Raw genomic sequence first — 19752 nt, 5'->3', positions numbered from 1 at the left:
TATGTTAGTATTATGATTCTTGCTGTTTTTCATACTCACTTTGACATTGCACACAAAAGCGAGCATGAGGAATAGCCTCTAATCTTTTTCGTGGGATAGGCTCTTTACACATTTCACATATACCATAGGTTTTATTTCTAATTCTTTCTATTGCGTCATCAATTTCTTGTAATTGTTGAGATTCCCCGCTTGCCAGAGAGAGAGCAATTTGTATATCAAAAGCATCGGTACCTGTTTCCGCATAATCAGATATATCTTCCCCAGGTCCTGAATTTTCTTCTACCAAATCACTCGTATCCAGATTTGTTAAATTCTGAATAACTTTTTTTCTCTCTGCCAATAGCAATGTTTCAAAGTATTTGTAATCTTTTTTATTTATACCTTTTGAGGTAACATTTTTTTTCTTCATCAAGTTACTCCTTTTTAATAATCAGATTTTTACAATTCCTTTATTAGGTTCAAGATTGTAATTTATCTTTGAGTATTGCTAATTGGTCTGCTAACTGAGTATTTAACAATTGGTTTTCTAAAATAGATGACGATTTTTTACTTTCTTTTTCTACATTAGGTTTTTGAAATTTTGAAAACTTTCTTTCAAACTTAGGTTTGTCACTACTTGCCGATTCTTTGGAATCGGTTACTTTTGTAGTATTTTGCTTTTGAGATGAAAAAGATTTTTCCTTTCTCTCTTTTTTATCCTCTTCTTTTTTCTCTTTTTTAGGTGGAAAATAAGGTATTAGAATTACTTTTTGATTGTCAAAATCTATGGATTCTATATTGACCTTTATGAAATCTCCAATTCGTTTATCCAGCAAGTTTCTTTTTAGTGTTTTTGTTAAAGAAGGGTTGTTTCTTAAATGAATAATTGCATCAATAGGAATTCCAATATCTACAATAATCAAATTATTTAAAATTTTCTTAATAATCCCTTCTGTCTGCATTCCTACCTTCAAATCAGATACACGATAAATCCCATCAGTATACCTGGGGAATATAAAATATCCTCTTGGGTCACGAGCCGGTGACTTTAACTCTTTTAAAATCGTCTTTAGGGTATGTTTCCCGAATATCTTTTTTTCTTCAAGCCGTCTTATTAATGTTCGTGCACTTCTAAAAGAACGGAATAAAGAGGAAATCTCAATATTCAATTCTTGTGCTGTAGTTTCAATGTGTTCATACCATTGAGGATGTATACGAGTCTGGTCTAAGGGATTATCTCCATTTTTTATATAAAGAAAACCAGCACATTGCTGAAATACAGATTCATTTATACCAGGGACTTCAAGGAGTTCTTTACGGTTTTTAAATCCTCCTTTGGCGGTTCTATATTCAACGATGTTTTCTGCAATATTATGTTTTAGCCCTGCGATATGCCGCAATTCATTAATACTGGCTTGATTAATATCAATACCGATACTATTAATACAATGTTCTATTACTTGATGGGCAACTGCAGTGAACTTCCTCTCATTTATTTCCCGGTGGAGGATACCCTCAGGCAAACTCAAAAGATTTAACTTTATAAGTTCTTTAAGTGGAGAATTAAAATAGCGTGCAAGATAATATGCTTCCCGTATTTTTTCCGAAAGATTGGGCAAATCAATTTCTGCTATTTTGGAACGAGCAAAACTTTGTGCAAATCTTTGTTCAAATGTTACAAAACGCACACGCGGGTTTGTATATTGTGAGGCTAATTCTCCAACGAATTGAACGGCTTCTTCAACACCTGCTCCATTTCCTATTACAATATGTCTCGATTTATATCTTTCAATATAGGATTTGATAATATCCTGTGCTTCTTTAATTTCATTTTTGGGAGCCATTGGAGAGATATGGGAAGATTCCAGCAAATTTCCATCGCGGTCTACAACACATACTGCCCATTCTTCCTCAATTCCAGGAATAATAGATATGACAGTCTCCAGATTTGCCGGAGGAAACATTAATATGTCTATTAAATCATCGCGTAACTCAGACACGAATTGTTGTTCTATATTATCCTTTAATTCTGTAAAAACCCTATTCTCACAAACCGTTTTTAATTGCTTACGAAAGGCATCTTGAATGCTCAAACGGATAAAAGGTTCAAACACACTCCCACTATCTTTAACATATATTTTGGATAATTCTTCAATGGCTTCGTTTTCATCAATTTCAAGACTAACTTTTAAGAAGCCCAATCGCATTCCCCTTAAAATTTGAAGAAAACGGATAGAACTAATTTTACGAATAGGCTCAGAATAATTATAGAAGGCTTCAAATTGTGTTTTCTGACTTTGGGCTGTTTTTGTTGATGTCGAAACTAAAAGCCCTTTCTTCCAGAACATTTCTTTAACAATCGTTCTTGCCTTGTAATCTTGTTCAATCCGTTCCGCAAGAATAATTAAAGCACCCTCAATTGCTTCCTGAGGAGTAATAGACAATTTTGATGATTCGACAAATGCTTCCGCAGTTACTTCTATAGGTTGATTTACGGGTAATTGTTGCCATATAAAATCCGCTAATTCCTGCAACCCCTGCTGTATGGGTTTTTGGGAGCGACTGCGATTTTTTTTCTTTAAGGGGAGAAGTAAATCATCTAATAAGGCTGTATCGGATGTATCAGAAATGATTTGCTTCAATTCATCAGTTAAAAGTTCATTCTTTTCTAATTGTGTTAATACACTCTCTTTCTTACTTTCAATTTCTGAAAACTTTCTATATTCATCAATAATATGGACAAGGAATCCCCAATTGTCTATCCCTATTTCATCTCGGTGATAGTGATATATATATTCTAAATGATTCCCTTTGTTAATCAGGTTTATAAGAGTTTCAATTTTTTGAGGATTAAAACGAATTTTTTCTGTAAATTTGGTAATTTGTTCTTGTGTTAGCATAGTCTCTTACACCTTCAATTCATTTTGCCCAAAATATGACAAAGTTAAAATATAAACATTTGTTAAAAATTCAAAATTAAGATATATATACTATCAATCATTACAAGTCAATCTCAAAATGAATATCCTTACCATGATGGGTGAAATGAATATAAAGTAATTGATTTTTACTATCGTATTGTAGTTGAAAGTCAAGTGCCTCTAAATTTGCAATTTTTTCAGGCTGTTTATTACATAAAATAACAACTTTTCCAGGTATTCCTAATGGCCCCCGTGTTGTAAAAAGGAAACGATTTCCTTCTATTTTCTTATCCCGTATTCTACCAGCAGAAGCAATTATGGAAAGTTTTTCTTTCTTTAATTGGCCTGAATTGAGGTCTAATAGTAAAGCACGATTCGAGGGATTTAATAAAACATCTTCTTCCACTTTCAATTCGGGATTAAAAAGATTAATAAATCTTCCCTGTATTTTATAAGGTGAACCGTTAATAGATTCATCCTGAACAGAACAAATATGATAAGGACCTCTTTTGAGATGAAGGTAATTCTTATATTCAATATTTATTCCTGATTTATTAGACAATTCTTTAACCCAATTTAATAATTGATTAGCACCTTCTTTGTCAAGACTTAATGCGGATGGACTGCGTTTTACCCACCATATATATCCTTTGCCAACCTGTGTTATATTGTCATCAGGTTCTTTATTCCCCAACAGTGTTTTGATTAAATGTTCCAGGGGAGAATTACATCCTTCACTTTTCCACCAATTATTAAGTGCGTTATATTGGTCTGTATTATCATCAATAATAAGCAAACTTCCACCATTATTCACCCAATCTTTAATAACATTATGGTATTCTTTGTTTAACGGTTTTTGCCCTTCGTATGATAATAATAAGATTTTTATATCTTTTAGAGGTTGGTAATCTGTCAAGTGCTCCATTTGTATAATTTTTAAAGGAACGCCATTTTTTATAAAGGGAGTTGCTATTCCATAGAAGCAATTCAGATTAGGATGACTTGGATAGGGTTCTGCTCGTTGAAACATCAAAGTATCTGATACCATTACACCTATAGGGTAAATACCGGAAATCCATTCAACTTCTTCCTGTTTCATATCGTTTAATGTATTTATTACCGCAAGAAGTTCTGTAGCAAATTCCGGAATAATATTTATTTTAATATCCTTTTCTTCTTTGGATTTTGAATATTTCCCTTTAAAAATTCTTTCAGGCCATGGCATAACTTCAAATGTAGAAACTTCCGGAAAGAATAATGAAGCCAATACAGTACATTCATAATTATATTTATAATCATGCCAGTCATAGTTCGGATTGTCCTCAATAGGGTCTGCAAGAAAGATAAGATGTTTTTGAGCAGGTAGCACCATTCCAACCATTTGTGCATATTCTAAATAGGCTGTTTCAAAAGTTCTTTCTCTGGAAATTCCTTGATAATGATGCTTGGAGCGTGCTGTCCCTGTCCATACCTGAGCAATTATGCCATCGCAATGTTCTATTTTTGTTAATTGGGACTCTGGACTTACAATTCTCCATTGGGCATAGTTAATTAATGAGTGTGTTGGAACATAACAGCCAACTTGAAAATTGTTTTTTTGAGCATATTCTTTTACAAATTTAAAAACTTCCGTTAATGCGTCTGTATATAACTTATATTTTAATAAACTCGCTTTATACTGTGTTTCGATAGATTGATTGGGTGGAGACCATGGCTCACTATAATATTTTTCCCAGAGTTGTTTAAATGCTTTACTCCATCCTGTCACTGCCCAAAATTCAGGTTCTTCTAAATATATACTTTCTACGCGATTTTCTAAAGGAGGTATTAATATACTTTTAATATATTCAACATAACCCGGTGTAGGCACATTATAACCAACAGTATCACTATGCCCATGCATCCATAATTTGCCCGTTTTATCTGTTTGTATTTCTTCCTTTTTTAATCCGTTTTCTGTCTGGTAATAACTATCGTAATTGCCCCATGAAATACCGGTCATATAAGCAGTCCGATACCCTTGTTCTCTCCAACTTATTAATTCCTCCGAAAGCTTATGGGTTGTTCCATATACAATGGCTACATCGGATGCTATATCCATTAAAGGGTCAAAACCTTGAGAAGTTTGAAAACAAGTATTAAAATTCATAAATGGTTCTTTTGTTATTATTGTATTCTCAATAGGTTTTTCTTGGGTTTGATGAAAAAAACATAATGATAACAATAAAAGTGTAAACATATTATATTTTCCTTTCGTATTAAATTTTCTTTAATATATACATAATTAATGTAGGGCAATATTTATGGTTCGTATAAAAAGTATTATAGTTGTAATTTTTTTGATTTGTTTTTTATTTGTTAGTATCGCATTTATTTTATCATGGAAAAAAGAGGTTATTTTTTATAAATCTGTAAGTTTTAATTCAATTACAGAAAGCAATTATAAACTATCTCTGGAGAGGATAGAAAAATCTGATGAACAGTTATGTGATATTATAGAGACCCTTAGAACATCTCTTTCCAGGAAAACAATAAACACTACAGACAGGATATTATTAAATCTCTTTTTTGCAACAATATTACAAAAAAATCGATTTATAAAATCTTTTGAGTTAGTATTACCCAACAAGTTTGAATATAAAATAGTTCCTATATCTTCTGGTTGGAAAACGATATCTCTTACTTCCGGTAGTAGTAAAGGGTTCATAAAAAAAGTAGCTACATGGACGGAAGACGGAACACAATTATTAGATGAAGAAATAGAAGAAGTATCTCCAGACCAGAGTATGACAAATAGTGACTGGTATAAAGAATCCGTTGCCCTATGTTTACAACAAAATGCCCAAAATAGAGAAGGCATACCTAAAATATGGTTTACACAACCTGAAATCCAAGAAATTGGACCTTCTATAAATTCCCGATTGGCTATGGCTGTTGGTTATGAAGATTCTCCATTTTCAGTAATATCATGGGAAATAGACTGGTCGTGGTTACAGAACATTATATCAGATATCTACAGAGATTATTCTGTATACACATATATTCTTAATGACAAATATATTATTTGTAAATTGGGAATGGAAAGTGTTTCAAATCGGGATATTGTTAGGTCATCATCTCTCCAAAATCTTCCCGAAGAAATAAAAAATATTTTATTAAAAAAGGAAAGAGAAAATCCTTATTTCCAAAAAACAACCAACGGTATGCTCGTAGTTCAAAAATATTTATTTATGTATAACATCCCATTGGTATGTGTTTTTGATATTCCTCAAAGCACAGAAATAATGAATACAGACAGGAATATTATTATCCTGTTTGCAATAAGCCTTTTAATAGTTGTTCTTATAGCGGTTCTTTTGGGATATGTATTAACAAATCCTATTAAAGAAATATTCTTTTGGTTAGAGAATCCCAAGGTTGAAGGGCAAGAATCACCTATACATTTCTGGATAGTTGAATTTGAAACATTAATGAATAAAATATACTCCATTTTATACTTTTGGAAGTTTTGGACGGCAGAAATAAATAAAGATAAAACAGACATAACAGGAGGAGAATTTAATACAGAGAAAGATAAAAATGTCTTTATTTTTTCGGAAGAAGGGAAAGGAGGTATTCCCATTGAAACGGTGAATAGTTTGTATAGAGAAAATATTAGACTGCAAAGGCAAATTGAGTCCTTAAATCAATATTACTCAAAAAAGTTAGAAATAGATACAAAAGAAAAAGCAAAAATACAGGGGTTTGTTATTGCATTAAGAGACATTATTTTGATTTCCAATGACAAGGACAAAACCTGCGAAGAAAAAATCAAAGATATTTTAGACATAGTCAAAAACACATTAAAAACAGAAAATGCAGGTATTTGGAAGGTAGATATTGAAAAAGATATTTTGTTACCTATTTATATAGTTGTTCAAGAAGAAAAAAGTCATATTCATAATTGCAAGTTTATTGTAGAAACTCTTGAATGGTCTGAGATATTGACTATCAGGTCTGCACAACAAGATTATCGTTCTAATTTGTGGACAAAATCGTTAGAAGCAGAATCGTTCATTTTTGCTCCTATTCGTCATAATAAAAGCGAAAAAACGGATAAAGTTTTAATAATATATAACAAAGAACCCCGCAGTTGGGAGCCCAATGATGAAAATTTTGTTATTATTGTAAGTAGAATATTAGTTGGGATAGATTCAAAATAAAAAGGAAAGTGGAATCCATGTATCCTTTATTAAATCGTATATTTAGGTTAAAAGAGGAAGAAACAACCATAAAAAAAGAGATTATTGGTGGAATTACAACTTTTTGCACAATGAGTTATATCGTATTTGTTCAACCCGCAATATTATCAATTGCAGGAATGGACTATAATTCTGTTATCCTTGCTACCTGTATATCCTCCGCTATTGCCTGCTTTCTTATGGCGTTTTTGGCAAATTATCCATTCGCATTAGCACCAGGGATGGGAGAAAATTTCTTATTCACATTTACCTTGTGTCTTGGAATGAAATTTACATGGCAATCTTCTTTAGCAATTGTATTTATATCTGGTCTTTTGTTTGTTTTCCTATCGCTATTTAAAACAAGAGAAAAAATAATAGAAATCTTTCCAGATTGCTTAAAAAATGCTATACCCGCAGGTATTGGTCTATTAATTACATTTGTAGGATTACAATGGGCGGGACTCATTGTTGTAAATCAAGGAACAATGGTATCCGTCGGAAATTTAAAAACGGCTATACCATTAGTAACGATTTTTTCTTTATTTATAATTCTCTTTTTACAAAATATCCGATTTACAGGTGCTATATTAGTTGGAATATCCTTCTCATCGGTTGCTTATTTGTTGTTAGGTATTATTCCTATAACTAAACCCGAGTTTCATTACTCCTTTTCTACATTTTTTCAATTGGACTTTTATTCTTTAGTAGATAGATGGCATGATGCTATTCCGGCGATTTTGATTTTTTTCTTTCTTGATTTATTTGATACTGTAGGTACTTTGGTTGGTGTAGGAACTACAGCCGGTTTTATTAAAGAGGGAAAATTACCCAGAGCCGGTGGTGCCTTTCTATCAGATGCATTAGCAACATGTATTGGAGCACTATGTGGAACATCAACAGTAACAAGTTATGTGGAAAGTGCTTCTGGAGTTGCTGTCGGAGCAAGAACAGGTTTGGCTTCTATTATTACAGGTATTTGTTTTTTTATAACGATACCACTTATCCCCTTTCTATCAATATTAGGCTATAATGCGGGACCTGAATACTACGAGCAAATTGGAATGAAAGGGATTAATTTTAGTATGTATCCCACTGTAGCTCCTGCCCTAATAGTTATTGGCTTTTTAATGATGGGCAGTGTTAAAAGAATTTTATGGGAGAATATTTCAGAAGGTTTTCCCGCTTTTTTGACCATTATATTTATGGCATTTGGCTATGGAATAACAGAGGGAATAAGTATTAGTTGTATTTCTTATGTTGTTATAAAATGTCTACTCGGGAAACACCGTGAAATCAATATATGGATGTATCCCATTGCTATCGCATTTTTATTGAGATACATTTTCTTAAAATAAAATATAATCAGTCTCTAAATTGGCTATTCTACTTTTGGAATACTTGCAAAACCAGATTTTAATATATCCTCACTCAGTTCATAATCAGGCAGATTCTTATTTATATAGGCTTCGTATGCAGTCATATCAAAATGACCATGTCCACTGAGATTAAACAAAATGGTCTTGCTTTCACCTGTTTCTTTGCATTTTAAAGCTTCATCAATGGCAACGCGAATAGCATGCCCACTTTCCGGAGCCGGAATAATACCTTCACATTTAGCGAATAGCATATTTGCTTCGAATACAGGATTCTGAAGAACTGCTACAGGATCAACAATATCATGGCGTATTAGATGGGCAAGTTGTGCCGCCACACCATGATATCTTAATCCACCTGCATGAATTCCGGGTGGCATAAAATTATGTCCCAATGTGTATTGTTTTAATAGAGGTGTCATACCGGCAGTATCACCAAAATCATAGGCATAAAGACCACGGGTCATTGTTGGGCATGCAGCAGGTTCAACAGCTAAGAATTTAATCTTTTTGCCTTTCTTCAATACATCGTGTACATAAGGAAAAGCAAGTCCAGCAAAATTGGAACCCCCACCAACACAACCTATAACAATATCAGGATATTCTCCAACACTGTCCATTTGAAGTTTTGCTTCTTCACCAATAATTGTCTGATGTAATAAAACATGATTTAAAACACTTCCTAATGTATATTTCATTTTCCCTTCGCTTTTTACAGCTACTTCTATTGCTTCAGAAATGGCAATCCCTAAACTTCCAGTACTGTCAGGATACTGTTTAAGAATTTCTTTTCCAAAGTCAGTTGTGTCACTCGGACTCGCAATAACTTTTCCACCATAACTTTGCATTAATGTTCTACGATAAGGTTTCTGTTGGAAACTAATCTTAACCATATATACGATACAGGTCATATCAAACATGCTACATGCGATAGATAAAGCAGTTCCCCATTGTCCAGCACCTGTTTCTGTTGTAAGTCCATGAATTCCTTCTTGCTGATTATAATAAGCCTGAGCAACGGCTGTATTTAATTTATGACTACCCGAAGGACTTACACTTTCATTTTTATAAAATATCTTTGCAGGTGTTCCTAATGCTTTTTCTAAACGATAGGCTCTTCGTAACGGAGTGGGTCTCCATAAACGATAAATGTCCATTATGGCTCCAGGAATAGAAATAAATTGTTGAGTAGAAACTTCCTGCTCTATCAAAGCATTTGGGAAAATAGCCTGTAAATCCGAAGGATTAATAGGTTGTTGTGTTGCGGGATGAAGAGGAGGAGGTAGGGGAGAAGGTAAATCAGGGTTTATGTTATACCATGCGTCAGGAAGTTTTGCAGGGTCTAAAAGTATGTTGTAGTAGTAATCTTTCATAACCTTTCCCTCATAGAAAATTAAATTTTACATTTAGTTAATATTTGATTAGATGTAAAATAATACAAAAAACAAAAATCAAAAATCTAATTAAGATAAAATACTACTCTGAGAGTAATCCTATAAGCCGGATTCTGTCTAAAGGGAAACCCTTCGAGACGGTCATTCCTCTGGGATATAGGTCGCCCTATACCTCAAGCTTCCTACCCGGGAACAGCGCGGGCACACGCTATTGTTCCCCTATTTGGAATTGCTCCCAGTGGGGTTTAGCAAGCCATCATGTCACCATGATGCTGGTGCGCTCTTACCGCACCTTTTCACCATTGCCGATAGCTATCAAAGATAACTATTTAGGCTGTGTCTTTTCTGTTCCACTTTCCGTCGGGTCGCCCCGCCTTCGTGTTACGAAGCACTGTGCCCTGTGGAGTCCGGACTTTCCTCGACATTTCTGCCGCGACCGTCCAGATTACTCTCAGAGTATTAAAATTTTACAATATAATTTCCTTATTAGCCAAAATAAATAACGAAAGTAAATATAGAGATTTATACAAAGAACAAAAATAGTATATTAAACAATTTCTATATCAATATTTGGCTTTTATACCTGAACAAGGCTGGATAGCTGCAGAATCGGTAAGAACAGGGCAACAATAATAGAACCTACTACAATACCCATCAAACCAATAAGCAGGGGTTCAATAAGACTTGTTAACCCATCTACTTTAGCATGAACTTCTGAATCATAGAAGTCAGATATTTTCTTTAACATAGACTCTAACTCACCCGTTTTTTCGCCTACAGCAATCATTCGAGTTACCATAGGAGGAAAAACTCCTGAACGACCTAAAGGTTCAGATAGTGCTTCACCATTTCGAACACTTTCACCCGACTGGCGAACTGCACGGGCAAATACTTCATTTCCCGCTGTCCTCTCTACAATTTCCAATGCTTGTAAAATAGGCACACCACTTCTTATGAGGGTACTCAATGTTCTTGTAAATCGACTTATGGATACCTTTCGGATTAAATCTCCGAATACAGGTAATCTTAATTTTATCTGGTCAAGATTGTATCGCCCTATTTCAGTTGAACTGTAAATACGAAGGAAGGCAACTATTCCAACAATGGAACCTATTATAATAAACCATGCATACGGTGTCCTTAATGCATGACTTAAATTAATTAGAAACTGTGTAGGTGCAGGTAATTTTTTACCAAAACTTCCGAAAATCTCTGCAAATTGAGGAACAACAAAAATAATCAATCCTGTTGCTATTAAAATTATCATGCTAAAAGCAACAACAGGGTATGTCATTGCAGAACGAATTCTCCGTTTTAAATCTTCAGATGCTTCTAAATAATCTGCGAGTTGCATCAAGACACCATCTAAATCTCCGCCTGCTTCACCGGCGCGAACCATACTGACATATAAATCTGGAAAAGCCCTGGGATATTTACGTAAAGCATCTGAAAATGTTTCACCTGCCTCCACATCTTGTGCAACGGAATCTATAACAACTGCAAAATTCGGATCCTCTGTTTGATCAGCTAAAATATCAAGCCCTTGCAAAAGAGGTAATCCTGCACTAACAATTGTAGATAATTGGCGGGTAAAGACAAGCAAGTCTGCTGTTTTTACTCTTTTTAATTTGGCTCCACCTCCTAAGGAAAAGCCCAAAATCTTTTTCTCCTCTTCAACCAACTTATCTACGGCTAATCCCCTCAATTGAAGTTGTTGGAGGGCATTTTGTCTACTCTCTGCGTTAATTGTCCCTCTTTGCTTGGTGCCTTTGGTATCTCTTGCTACATAACTAAATACAGCCATATTTTCCTCCTTAAAACATATTTTAATTTTTTTCTATTTCAAAACGCATAATTGATTTTTTATAACCATCTCATTAATAATAGTATTATACAATAAATAATGAAAAATTATATCAACTTTTAATTTTAAAAAGGAGCATAAAAATGAGTATATCACTTCCCCAACTTCCTTTTGAACCTACTGCATTAGAACCTTATATCAGTTTAGAAACCATTAATTACCATTATGGTAAGCATCATCAGGCTTATGTAAATAACCTAAACAGGTTATTAGAAAATTCCCCACTAAAAGAAAAAAGTTTAGAAGAAATTATTATGAATTCAGAGGGTCCTGTATTTAATAATTCAGCGCAGGTGTGGAATCATACATTTTATTGGAACTGTTTAAGCCCCCAAAAAACAGAACCAAGCAGTGCATTAATACAAGAAATTGAAAAAAATTTTGGGACTGTAGAAAAAATGATACAAACATTACATCAATCCGCTGTTTCCTTATTCGGTTCAGGTTGGGCATGGCTGGTGTATGATGCTGGTTCGTTAAAAATAACACAAACAAGCAATGCCGATTTACCCATGAAATATAATCAAATTGCCCTGTTTACAATAGATGTGTGGGAACATGCTTATTATATTGATGTGAGAAACGACAGAGCTAAATATGTCAAAAATCTTCTTGATAATTTAATTAATTGGGTATTTGTAGAAGAAAACTTTATAAAAGCGATAAATCAATAGAGATTTTCTGTCGTATTACGAGTTGTAAGTATGAAAATAATAAGGATATTATGCAAAACCTAAATGAGAGAAAAGAGTTTGATAAGATAATTGAAAACGATAGTTTCTTTTCTCATTTATCAAACGAATTTAAAGAAAATATAAAAAGGAAAATTCATTTAAGAACATACGACAAAAATCAGATTATTTATTTCCCGAAAGAAAAAATTACACATGTCTATATCGTCCATAAAGGGAAAATTCGTATTACGAGAGTTAGTGAAAACGGGAAAGTAGTTACTTTTAGACATGTAATAACAGGAGATATATTTGGAGATGAAGCGTTATTAAGCAAAAAACAAAGGGAGGAATATGCAGAAGCAATTACAAAATCAGAGGTCTGGCTAATGCCTCTTATGGAATTCTTAAAAGGAAAAGAAGAAAATCATATATTTGCAAAACTTTATGAAAAAAAATTATTAGAGAGAGCTAAAGAATATGAAGAAACATTTGCAGATAGTGTTTTCTATAGTGCTATCAATCGAGTAGCAAGGAAAATAATTAGAGAAATAAAAAGGGAAATAAACCCGACTAAAAAGTTAGTTATTACTCATCAAGAATTGGCTAACTTATTAGGCATTCGTAGAGAAACCATCACCGTTTGTTTAAAGATTTTAGAAAAAGAAGGATTTATTGAGAAGAAAAAGGGTAGTATAATAATAAAAAATCAAATAAATTTTGAGAATTGGATAGAAAAAAATAATACAATAAAAGGAAATCACTAAGGAGTAGTTATGGAAGTATCAATGAAAGATGTACTCGCTGTATTGCTTGCCGGAGGAGCTGGAGAAAGGTTACATCCTCTGACAAAAAATAGAGCCAAACCTGCAGTTCCGTTTGGGGGTATTTATAGAATTGTGGACTTTACACTTTCTAATTGTATTAACTCAAACTGCAGAAGAATTCAGGTTCTTGTTCAATACAAATCAAATTCTCTTTCAAGACATATAAGAAATGCATGGAATATCGTCCATAGAGAATTAGGAGAATTTATAGATATTATCCCACCACAAATGCGAATAAATGACAGCTGGTATCGTGGAACAGCAGATGCTATTTATCAAAATTTATATTCCATAGACCAGGAAGACCCCAAGATAGTTCTTGTTTTGGCAGGAGACCATATTTATAAAATGGACTATCAAAAAATGATTCGTTACCACCTGGAAAGAGAAGCAGAGTTAACTATATCTGCCCTTGAAGTTCCAATTGAAGAAGGTAATCGTTTCGGAATTATGCAAATAGACAGAAACAATAAAATTATCGGATTTGAGGAAAAACCAAACAATCCAAAACCAATACCTGATAAACCCGATAAGTGCCTTGCTTCAATGGGGATATATGTATTTAATAGAGATTTGCTTACCAATGCTGTAAAAGAAGATGCTGAAAAAGTCAATTCCGACCATGATTTCGGAAAAAACATTATTCCAAGATTAATAGAGAAAAACAATGTGTATGCTTATCCTTTTGAAGATTTAAACAAAAAAGATATACCCTATTGGCGAGATGTTGGGACATTAGATAGCTACTGGGAAGCCAATATGGATTTAGTCGAAGTAACCCCTTTGTTTAATTTATATGACCGTGAATGGCCTATAAGAACAGTTGTTCCATCTCGACCTCCCGCAAAATTTGTCTTTGCTGATTTTGGACACCGTATCGGTGTAGCATTAGATTCTATTGTAAGTCCAGGATGTATTATTAGTGGAGGTATGGTTAAGAGAAGTGTCCTATCAACAGATGTCCGTATAAATAGTTATGCTTATGTCGAAGAATCTATCCTTTTTGATGGCTGCAACATAGGACGGCATTCAAAAATACGCCGTGCTATTATCGAAAAAAATGTTCAGATACCAGATAACACAGTTATTGGATATGACCTTGAAGAAGATTCTAAAAAATATCGTCTTACACCCACAGGTGTTGTAGTAGTCGAAAAACCAGAATAAAACGGTTATTTATGAAAATACATATTTGTGAAAGAAATAAAGTAATATTTATTTTACTTGCAATTGGAGTATATGGATTCTCTTTACGAATTTATTCCGATGTCCCTAACACTGCCGAAATAACAGTGAAACCAACCTTTGATGATATAGATACTTTTTTAGAGAATGAGATAAACAAAAATAAAGAATACAAATCCCCTGAAGATTTTCTCAAAAAAGCAAATAATTTGTTAAATTTAATAGATTATTTTAAAGAACGAAAGGAAAAGGATGTAATAGAAAAGATAATGTTATCGGTAGAAGAAATATATAAAGAAGGTTTATCAAAATACCCTAATAATATAAGGGTATATGATGATTATGGTTCTTTTTTATATGATTATAAAGAAGATTATATAAATTCTGTTCGTTTATGGGAACAAGGATATAGACTTAATGAAAAAGATGCAAGTATAAATAATAATTTAGCCCTTCATTATTTTCATATAGGTGAATATGATAGAGGTTGGGAACATTTGCAAAATGCATTAAAATATGGCGAGAGCGAACCTAATATATTATATAATTCAGCACAGATATTTATAATTTATAGAAATCAAATTCAAGAGAGAACCGGTTGGAGTAAAGAAAAAATTTATAAAAAAGCAATGGATTATTCAGAAAAAGCAGCAAAGATAAGCCAAGATGATTTTGAATTGTTGAAAGATTATGCACTAAATTTTTTTGCAGCTGCACAATTTGATTTACCCATAGATGGGAAAAAATCTGCTATTGCATGGCAAAGTGCCAGAAAACATGCACGAACAGATGATGAAGTTTTTTATACTTGGGTAAATGAAGGAAGAGCATGGTTAGCCATAAACGAACTAAAAAAAGCGAAAGAATGTCTTGTAGAAGCTATAAAAATACGTCCGGATAGTGCAGTAGTTAAAGATATTTTGTCACAGATTGATTCGGGAGAGATTAAAGAGGATATAGAAGAACAAAAAAGAGCAAAGAATAATCCGCCTGAAAAAGAATACAGGAATCCTTTAATATCTCCTTTTAAGAACTTTTCAGGTAAGAAGAACAAAACACCCTTATATCCACAACAAATTAAACCAGAGAATAAGAAAAACTGATTATTTTATTATGTCCTATTATCAAAAAAGTTATTATTATGAAAATATAAGTTATTTTCGTCCTCCTATAACATCTGGAGTTCGAACACTTATATTAATCAATATTACTGTATTTGTAATTCAACTAATTATTGGGTTATTGATCTCAATATCAAACTCCCTATTTAATGAGTCTTTCTTTATAAGTCAATCTTTATCTTATTTCAACATATTTTATTGGTTAGGCTTTACTGTTCCAATGTTTATGAAAGGTGCTTTATGGCAGCCTTTTACATATATGTTTATCCATTCAAGTTTAATGCATCTGTTTTTTAATATGTTATGGCTTTATGTATTCGGTCCTGAAGTGGAAATATATTTTACAAAAAAAAGATTTATCACATTTTATTTATTTTGTGGGGTTATTTCTGTATTGGTAAACTTTATCCCTTATATTATACGAGGATTCCAACCTCCTGTTATAGGTGCAAGTGGCAGCATTATGGCAGTTCTGATTGCCTTTGCTTATATTAACCCCGAACGAGAATTTATTCTGTTCCCATTGCCTATTCCTATTAATGCGAGAGGAATCGTTATTTTGGTGATATTAATGAATTTATTTTATACTTTAGGGGAAACCCAATACTCTGTATTGACACATTTTGCGGGTATGGGAATAGGTTATCTTTACATTTCCGCAGATTACTTAGGGATTATACATAAAATAAAAAAAGCACTCGGTTTGAGTAAATTTGATGTAATATAGCAGATATTTTCGTTATATATAGTAAGGTGTTTCTATTATATGTTTCCGAGTTTCCAAGAATTTTTGATGTTTATTATAATTATCATCCTGTTAAATTTTACAGGGATACTACCTATTGTTATACGGACAATTAAGGAATTTCGTGGAGATTATGATGGTTATAAAGATAGTGAAAGTAAAAATATAAAAAACAATATAAATCCACAAAACATAGAAATATCCTATCGTCTATTAGGTATTTCTCCCAGTAGTAGTTGGGAAGAAATAGAAAAAGCATATCGAAGAAAAGCAAAAATACATCATCCTGACCTCGGTGGTGATGAAGATACCATGAAAGCATTAAATGAAGCGTATGAAATGTTAAAAAAGATTTACAAAAGGAAATGAAATAGATTGATGAAAATAAGTAGAAGAAAATTTATATTTTCAACAGCAGTTACTTTAGGTTTAATGACAAAATCAAGGAGTTTATTTGCCGACAATAATAAAAGGAGAGTTATTCTTCTTGGTTTTGATGGTGTTGAACCTCGTATCGTAAGGGGTATGATAGAAAAAGAACAATTACCCAATCTTAAAACAGTAATGAAACAGGGAGATTTTTTTAACCTTACATCTACAATTCCTCCTCAATCTCCAACTGCATGGTCAAGTTTCGCTACATGTAAGAATCCCGGAGAACATGGCATTTATGATTTTCTTCGTAGAGACCCCAAAACATATTTCCCGGGTTTAGCATTAGGTTCTGTTCATGCTCCTGAATTTGATGAACAAGGGAATCTCAAAAAAGAACCTTACTTTGAAACCTATCGAAAAGGGACTCCTTTTTGGAAAATTGCTGATGAACAGGGAGTTCGTTGTAAGATTCTAAATATGCCTTATTCGTATCCCCCCGATACATTAAAAAATAGTTTAATGTTAAGCGGTTTAGGTGTGCCAGATATTAGAGGAACAGAGAGTTTATTTTTTGTGTTTTCAGATAGATTTACAGATGAAGAATTAAAACAAAGCATTTCTGGTGGGATGAGAATTAAACTAAACTTTAAAGATTCCGTTGCAGAGGTAAAATTACCTGCCCTTCGTAATCCCATTAATCCCAAAAATGGATTTATAGAAGCAAATATTAGTTTCAAAGTAGATAAACCATCAAAAAAGGTAACGATTAATTTACCAAACCAAAATACCCTACAGATAGAACAAGGAAATTGGTCTGATTGGATTGAATGGGAATTCCCTGTAACTGAAAAATATTCCGTAAAGGCAATAAGTAAATTCTTCGTAAAAAAAATAAGTGAAGAAGTAAATATCTATATGTCTTGTTTACAATTTCATCCGCGTTACCCTTATATACCTTTTACCCATCCCGTTAAATATGCTCAAGAATTAGCAGAAAGGTATGGACTGTATAAAACCATCGGATGGAATTATGATACACATGCTTTGCGTCAGGATGTCTTGACCGAAGATGTTTTCATGGACGATGTAAGGAAAACAATGGCATGGCATGAAACACTGATGTTAGACGAGCTAAACAAAGAAGACGATTGGAAATTATTAATGATTATGTGGATGGCTACTGATAGAGTAGCCCATTTATTCTGGAGGTTTCGTGACCATCAACATCCTGAATACAATGCCGAGAAAGCAAAAATCTATGGAGAGGCTCTTGAAGAAACATATCGAATAATGGATAGAATTATTGGTAATGCTCTAAAATCTATACGGGAAGAAGATTGGTTAATTGTAATGTCGGACCACGGATTTAATACATATCGAAAAGGTTTTAATCTGGGAACATGGCTTATACGGGAGGGATACCTTGTTGTAGAAGGACAGACAAATCCAGAAACTGCTTACAATGACCAGGCTTTTCTTTTAGGATATGATTGGAATAAAACAAAAGCATATGCTTTAGGATTGGGTTCTATATATCTAAATATGGAAGGTCGAGAAAAAAATGGAATTGTTAAAAAGGAACAAGTTAAAGCATTAAGAGAAGAAATAAGAAATAAATTATTAAGTGTAAAAGACCCACAAACAAGTGCCCCCGTAATTAGTAATGTATACAGTTGTGAAAATTTTAGTGGAAATGAAGTAGAAAATGCTCCGGACTTAATCTTAGGCTATCATGAAGGGTACCAATCCACTAAAGCAACTGCCAAAGGTTCTGCTCCTCAATCTATATTTGAAGATAATTTAGATAAATGGAGTGGAGACCATGTAGCAACCGATTACAAATTAATCCCCGGAATGATGGTAACAAACAAAGGTATTAATACCCATTCACCCCATATTCAAGATATTGGCATTTCTATTTTATCCTATCTGAATTTAAATGTCCCTCAAGATTTGCAGGGTAAAAATATTCTTGAAGGTTGAAATAATAACTAAGCAAACCATTTACGGGAACGGTCTTTATTACGGTTATACATTTGTATAGCGATGGTAGCATCTTCTTTGACTTGAAAATCAAACATTCCTACACAAATAAAATCAGCCCCATGTTTAAATGCAAAATCAAAGCCTTTTTTAGGAGGGATAGCTCCTGCAGCAAGAACTTTAAATGCTATCCATGGAACTTTAACATTTTTCATTACATCCTTTGTTTTATCTGGGTTCATATCCCATTTGTTATCGTGATATTCAGCAGGTTGGGCTGACCAATAATCTAAAGAGTGAAATGTTTTCATATAAAAATCGGGATAAATACCCTCTTTTTCACATGCAAGAATAACATCAATAGAATGACCACCAATCCCACCTACAACACCTTTATCTCGAATATGGTCCACTATTTTTCCCAAAAGCTTCGTATCTCCTTTTTTTACAAAATCATCTCCTATCTGTCCTTGAATATATACCCCAGTTGCACCGTTATCAATTGCTATATCTGCATCCTCAAAAAGATTAGATTTTTTAGGTTTTATCTGGGCAATCCATTGTATCTTTCCATGATATTCTTTCCAATAGCGACTGATAATTTTTAATGTATTATCATCTAATCTCAATATAGCCGTATTTATTCCTGCCTGCTCATATAAATGTAATGTTTGCAATATTTTTTGTTCCGTGAAGTAGTTTTTCATTAACGCACTAACATAAATTAAATCTCTACTATGAGATATTCCACTAATTAGATTACCACCAGCAATTAATCGGCTAACTTCAAGATGTTTAATTTTACCCATAGGCATATTTTTCGGGAGGTCTTCAACGGTGTTTAAATAATCTTGTTCCTCTAATAAATCTCCTTGTTCTTCAATCAGAGGTATTGAATCATCTTGATTTAGGACTGAATTTGCCAGAATAGGGGATAAAGAAACACCTGCAACAAACTTTCTTCTTGATATTCGTTTATTCATTTGATTACTCCAATATATTAAAGATGTAAAAACTCTATGATATAATTATTATAAAAAGTAATATCGAATATAAAAACTAACAGACAGGTAAATATTATGACAGATATA

15 protein-coding genes and 1 other RNA gene are annotated in these 19752 nt (G+C 33.1%); 9 read left to right on the top strand and 7 right to left on the bottom strand.

Annotation, left to right across the window (positions count from 1 at the left end; all coding sequences use genetic code 11):
* Window positions 1–10: 10 nt before the first annotated feature.
* From PLA12_06985 to PLA12_06975, 3 genes are all read right to left on the bottom strand, one after another.
* Entirely contained in the window at window positions 11–409 is a 399-nt protein-coding gene (locus tag PLA12_06985) for a TraR/DksA C4-type zinc finger protein (protein HOQ32238.1), read from the bottom strand.
* Window positions 410–458: 49 nt separating this feature from the next.
* The gene (locus tag PLA12_06980) at window positions 459–2879 is read right to left on the bottom strand and encodes a Tex-like N-terminal domain-containing protein (protein ID HOQ32237.1); all 2421 of its coding nucleotides are present in this window, start codon (window positions 2877–2879) and stop codon (window positions 459–461) included.
* A 100-nt stretch (window positions 2880–2979) separates the two neighbouring features.
* Window positions 2980–5139 (bottom strand): hypothetical protein, encoded by a 2160-nt coding sequence (locus PLA12_06975; GenBank protein ID HOQ32236.1) that lies wholly within the window; start codon window positions 5137–5139, stop codon window positions 2980–2982.
* A gap of 64 nt (window positions 5140–5203) precedes the next feature.
* Here PLA12_06975 and PLA12_06970 point away from each other — a divergent pair, with 64 nt between their 5' ends.
* Window positions 5204–7102 carry a hypothetical protein gene (locus tag PLA12_06970; protein HOQ32235.1) on the top strand — a complete coding sequence of 633 codons (1899 nt, stop codon included), beginning with the start codon at window positions 5204–5206 and terminating at the stop codon, window positions 7100–7102.
* 17 nt (window positions 7103–7119) lie between these two features.
* Window positions 7120–8478, top strand: a complete 1359-nt coding sequence (locus PLA12_06965) for an NCS2 family permease (protein HOQ32234.1) — start codon at window positions 7120–7122, stop codon at window positions 8476–8478.
* A gap of 23 nt (window positions 8479–8501) precedes the next feature.
* Here the strand turns inward: PLA12_06965 and PLA12_06960 are convergent, their stop codons facing one another.
* From PLA12_06960 to PLA12_06950, 3 genes are all read right to left on the bottom strand, one after another.
* A complete protein-coding gene (locus PLA12_06960; GenBank protein ID HOQ32233.1) occupies window positions 8502–9869 on the bottom strand; it encodes a TrpB-like pyridoxal phosphate-dependent enzyme in 1368 nt (455 codons plus the stop codon).
* 107 nt (window positions 9870–9976) lie between these two features.
* Window positions 9977–10342, bottom strand: an RNA gene (rnpB, locus tag PLA12_06955) — RNase P RNA component class A.
* 125 nt (window positions 10343–10467) lie between these two features.
* Window positions 10468–11694, bottom strand: coding sequence for a type II secretion system F family protein (locus PLA12_06950; protein HOQ32232.1), 1227 nt, complete (start codon window positions 11692–11694; stop codon window positions 10468–10470).
* A 143-nt stretch (window positions 11695–11837) separates the two neighbouring features.
* On the opposite strand from PLA12_06950, the gene PLA12_06945 reads away from it, so the two are divergent.
* The 7 genes from PLA12_06945 to PLA12_06915 all read left to right on the top strand — a co-directional run bounded on the left by PLA12_06945 (window position 11838) and on the right by PLA12_06915 (window position 18661).
* On the top strand, window positions 11838–12428 hold the full coding sequence (locus PLA12_06945; protein HOQ32231.1) for a superoxide dismutase: 591 nt from the start codon (window positions 11838–11840) through the stop codon (window positions 12426–12428).
* Window positions 12429–12478: 50 nt separating this feature from the next.
* Window positions 12479–13192, top strand: coding sequence for a Crp/Fnr family transcriptional regulator (locus tag PLA12_06940; protein HOQ32230.1), 714 nt, complete (start codon window positions 12479–12481; stop codon window positions 13190–13192).
* A 9-nt stretch (window positions 13193–13201) separates the two neighbouring features.
* Window positions 13202–14419: a glucose-1-phosphate adenylyltransferase gene (glgC, locus tag PLA12_06935; protein HOQ32229.1), complete on the top strand. Its 1218-nt coding sequence runs from the start codon at window positions 13202–13204 to the stop codon at window positions 14417–14419.
* An 11-nt stretch (window positions 14420–14430) separates the two neighbouring features.
* Window positions 14431–15540 (top strand): hypothetical protein, encoded by a 1110-nt coding sequence (locus PLA12_06930; protein HOQ32228.1) that lies wholly within the window; start codon window positions 14431–14433, stop codon window positions 15538–15540.
* A gap of 238 nt (window positions 15541–15778) precedes the next feature.
* The gene (locus PLA12_06925; GenBank protein HOQ32227.1) at window positions 15779–16285 is read left to right on the top strand and encodes a rhomboid family intramembrane serine protease; all 507 of its coding nucleotides are present in this window, start codon (window positions 15779–15781) and stop codon (window positions 16283–16285) included.
* 39 nt (window positions 16286–16324) lie between these two features.
* Entirely contained in the window at window positions 16325–16672 is a 348-nt protein-coding gene (locus PLA12_06920) for a J domain-containing protein (GenBank protein HOQ32226.1), read from the top strand.
* Between the two features lie 9 nt (window positions 16673–16681).
* Window positions 16682–18661 carry an alkaline phosphatase family protein gene (locus tag PLA12_06915; GenBank protein HOQ32225.1) on the top strand — a complete coding sequence of 660 codons (1980 nt, stop codon included), beginning with the start codon at window positions 16682–16684 and terminating at the stop codon, window positions 18659–18661.
* Window positions 18662–18669: 8 nt separating this feature from the next.
* Here PLA12_06915 and PLA12_06910 read toward each other — a convergent pair whose 3' ends face one another.
* Window positions 18670–19644 (bottom strand): hypothetical protein, encoded by a 975-nt coding sequence (locus tag PLA12_06910; GenBank protein HOQ32224.1) that lies wholly within the window; start codon window positions 19642–19644, stop codon window positions 18670–18672.
* Between the last annotated feature and the right edge of the window lie 108 nt (window positions 19645–19752).

It is taken from the genome of Candidatus Hydrogenedens sp. (assembly GCA_035378955.1).
GTDB lineage: Bacteria > Hydrogenedentota > Hydrogenedentia > Hydrogenedentales > Hydrogenedentaceae > Hydrogenedens.
This window is presented reverse-complemented; position numbering and strand designations above follow the sequence as displayed.

Bases quoted from the DNA above. Each gene is read 5' to 3' on its own strand.
- PLA12_06985 (HOQ32238.1), bottom strand. From the start codon at position 409: ATGAAGAAAAAAAATGTTACCTCAAAAGGTATAAATAAAAAAGATTAC.
- PLA12_06960 (HOQ32233.1), bottom strand. From the start codon at position 9,869: ATGAAAGATTACTACTACAACATACTTTTAGACCCTGCAAAACTTCCT.
- glgC (HOQ32229.1), top strand. From the start codon at position 13,202: ATGGAAGTATCAATGAAAGATGTACTCGCTGTATTGCTTGCCGGAGGA.
- PLA12_06925 (HOQ32227.1), top strand. From the start codon at position 15,779: ATGTTTATGAAAGGTGCTTTATGGCAGCCTTTTACATATATGTTTATC.
- PLA12_06930 (HOQ32228.1), top strand. From the start codon at position 14,431: ATGAAAATACATATTTGTGAAAGAAATAAAGTAATATTTATTTTACTT.
- PLA12_06920 (HOQ32226.1), top strand. From the start codon at position 16,325: ATGTTTCCGAGTTTCCAAGAATTTTTGATGTTTATTATAATTATCATC.
- PLA12_06975 (HOQ32236.1), bottom strand. From the start codon at position 5,139: ATGTTTACACTTTTATTGTTATCATTATGTTTTTTTCATCAAACCCAA.
- PLA12_06945 (HOQ32231.1), top strand. From the start codon at position 11,838: ATGAGTATATCACTTCCCCAACTTCCTTTTGAACCTACTGCATTAGAA.
- PLA12_06950 (HOQ32232.1), bottom strand. From the start codon at position 11,694: ATGGCTGTATTTAGTTATGTAGCAAGAGATACCAAAGGCACCAAGCAA.
- PLA12_06980 (HOQ32237.1), bottom strand. From the start codon at position 2,879: ATGCTAACACAAGAACAAATTACCAAATTTACAGAAAAAATTCGTTTT.
- PLA12_06910 (HOQ32224.1), bottom strand. From the start codon at position 19,644: ATGAATAAACGAATATCAAGAAGAAAGTTTGTTGCAGGTGTTTCTTTA.
- PLA12_06940 (HOQ32230.1), top strand. From the start codon at position 12,479: ATGCAAAACCTAAATGAGAGAAAAGAGTTTGATAAGATAATTGAAAAC.
- PLA12_06965 (HOQ32234.1), top strand. From the start codon at position 7,120: ATGTATCCTTTATTAAATCGTATATTTAGGTTAAAAGAGGAAGAAACA.
- PLA12_06970 (HOQ32235.1), top strand. From the start codon at position 5,204: ATGGTTCGTATAAAAAGTATTATAGTTGTAATTTTTTTGATTTGTTTT.
- PLA12_06915 (HOQ32225.1), top strand. From the start codon at position 16,682: ATGAAAATAAGTAGAAGAAAATTTATATTTTCAACAGCAGTTACTTTA.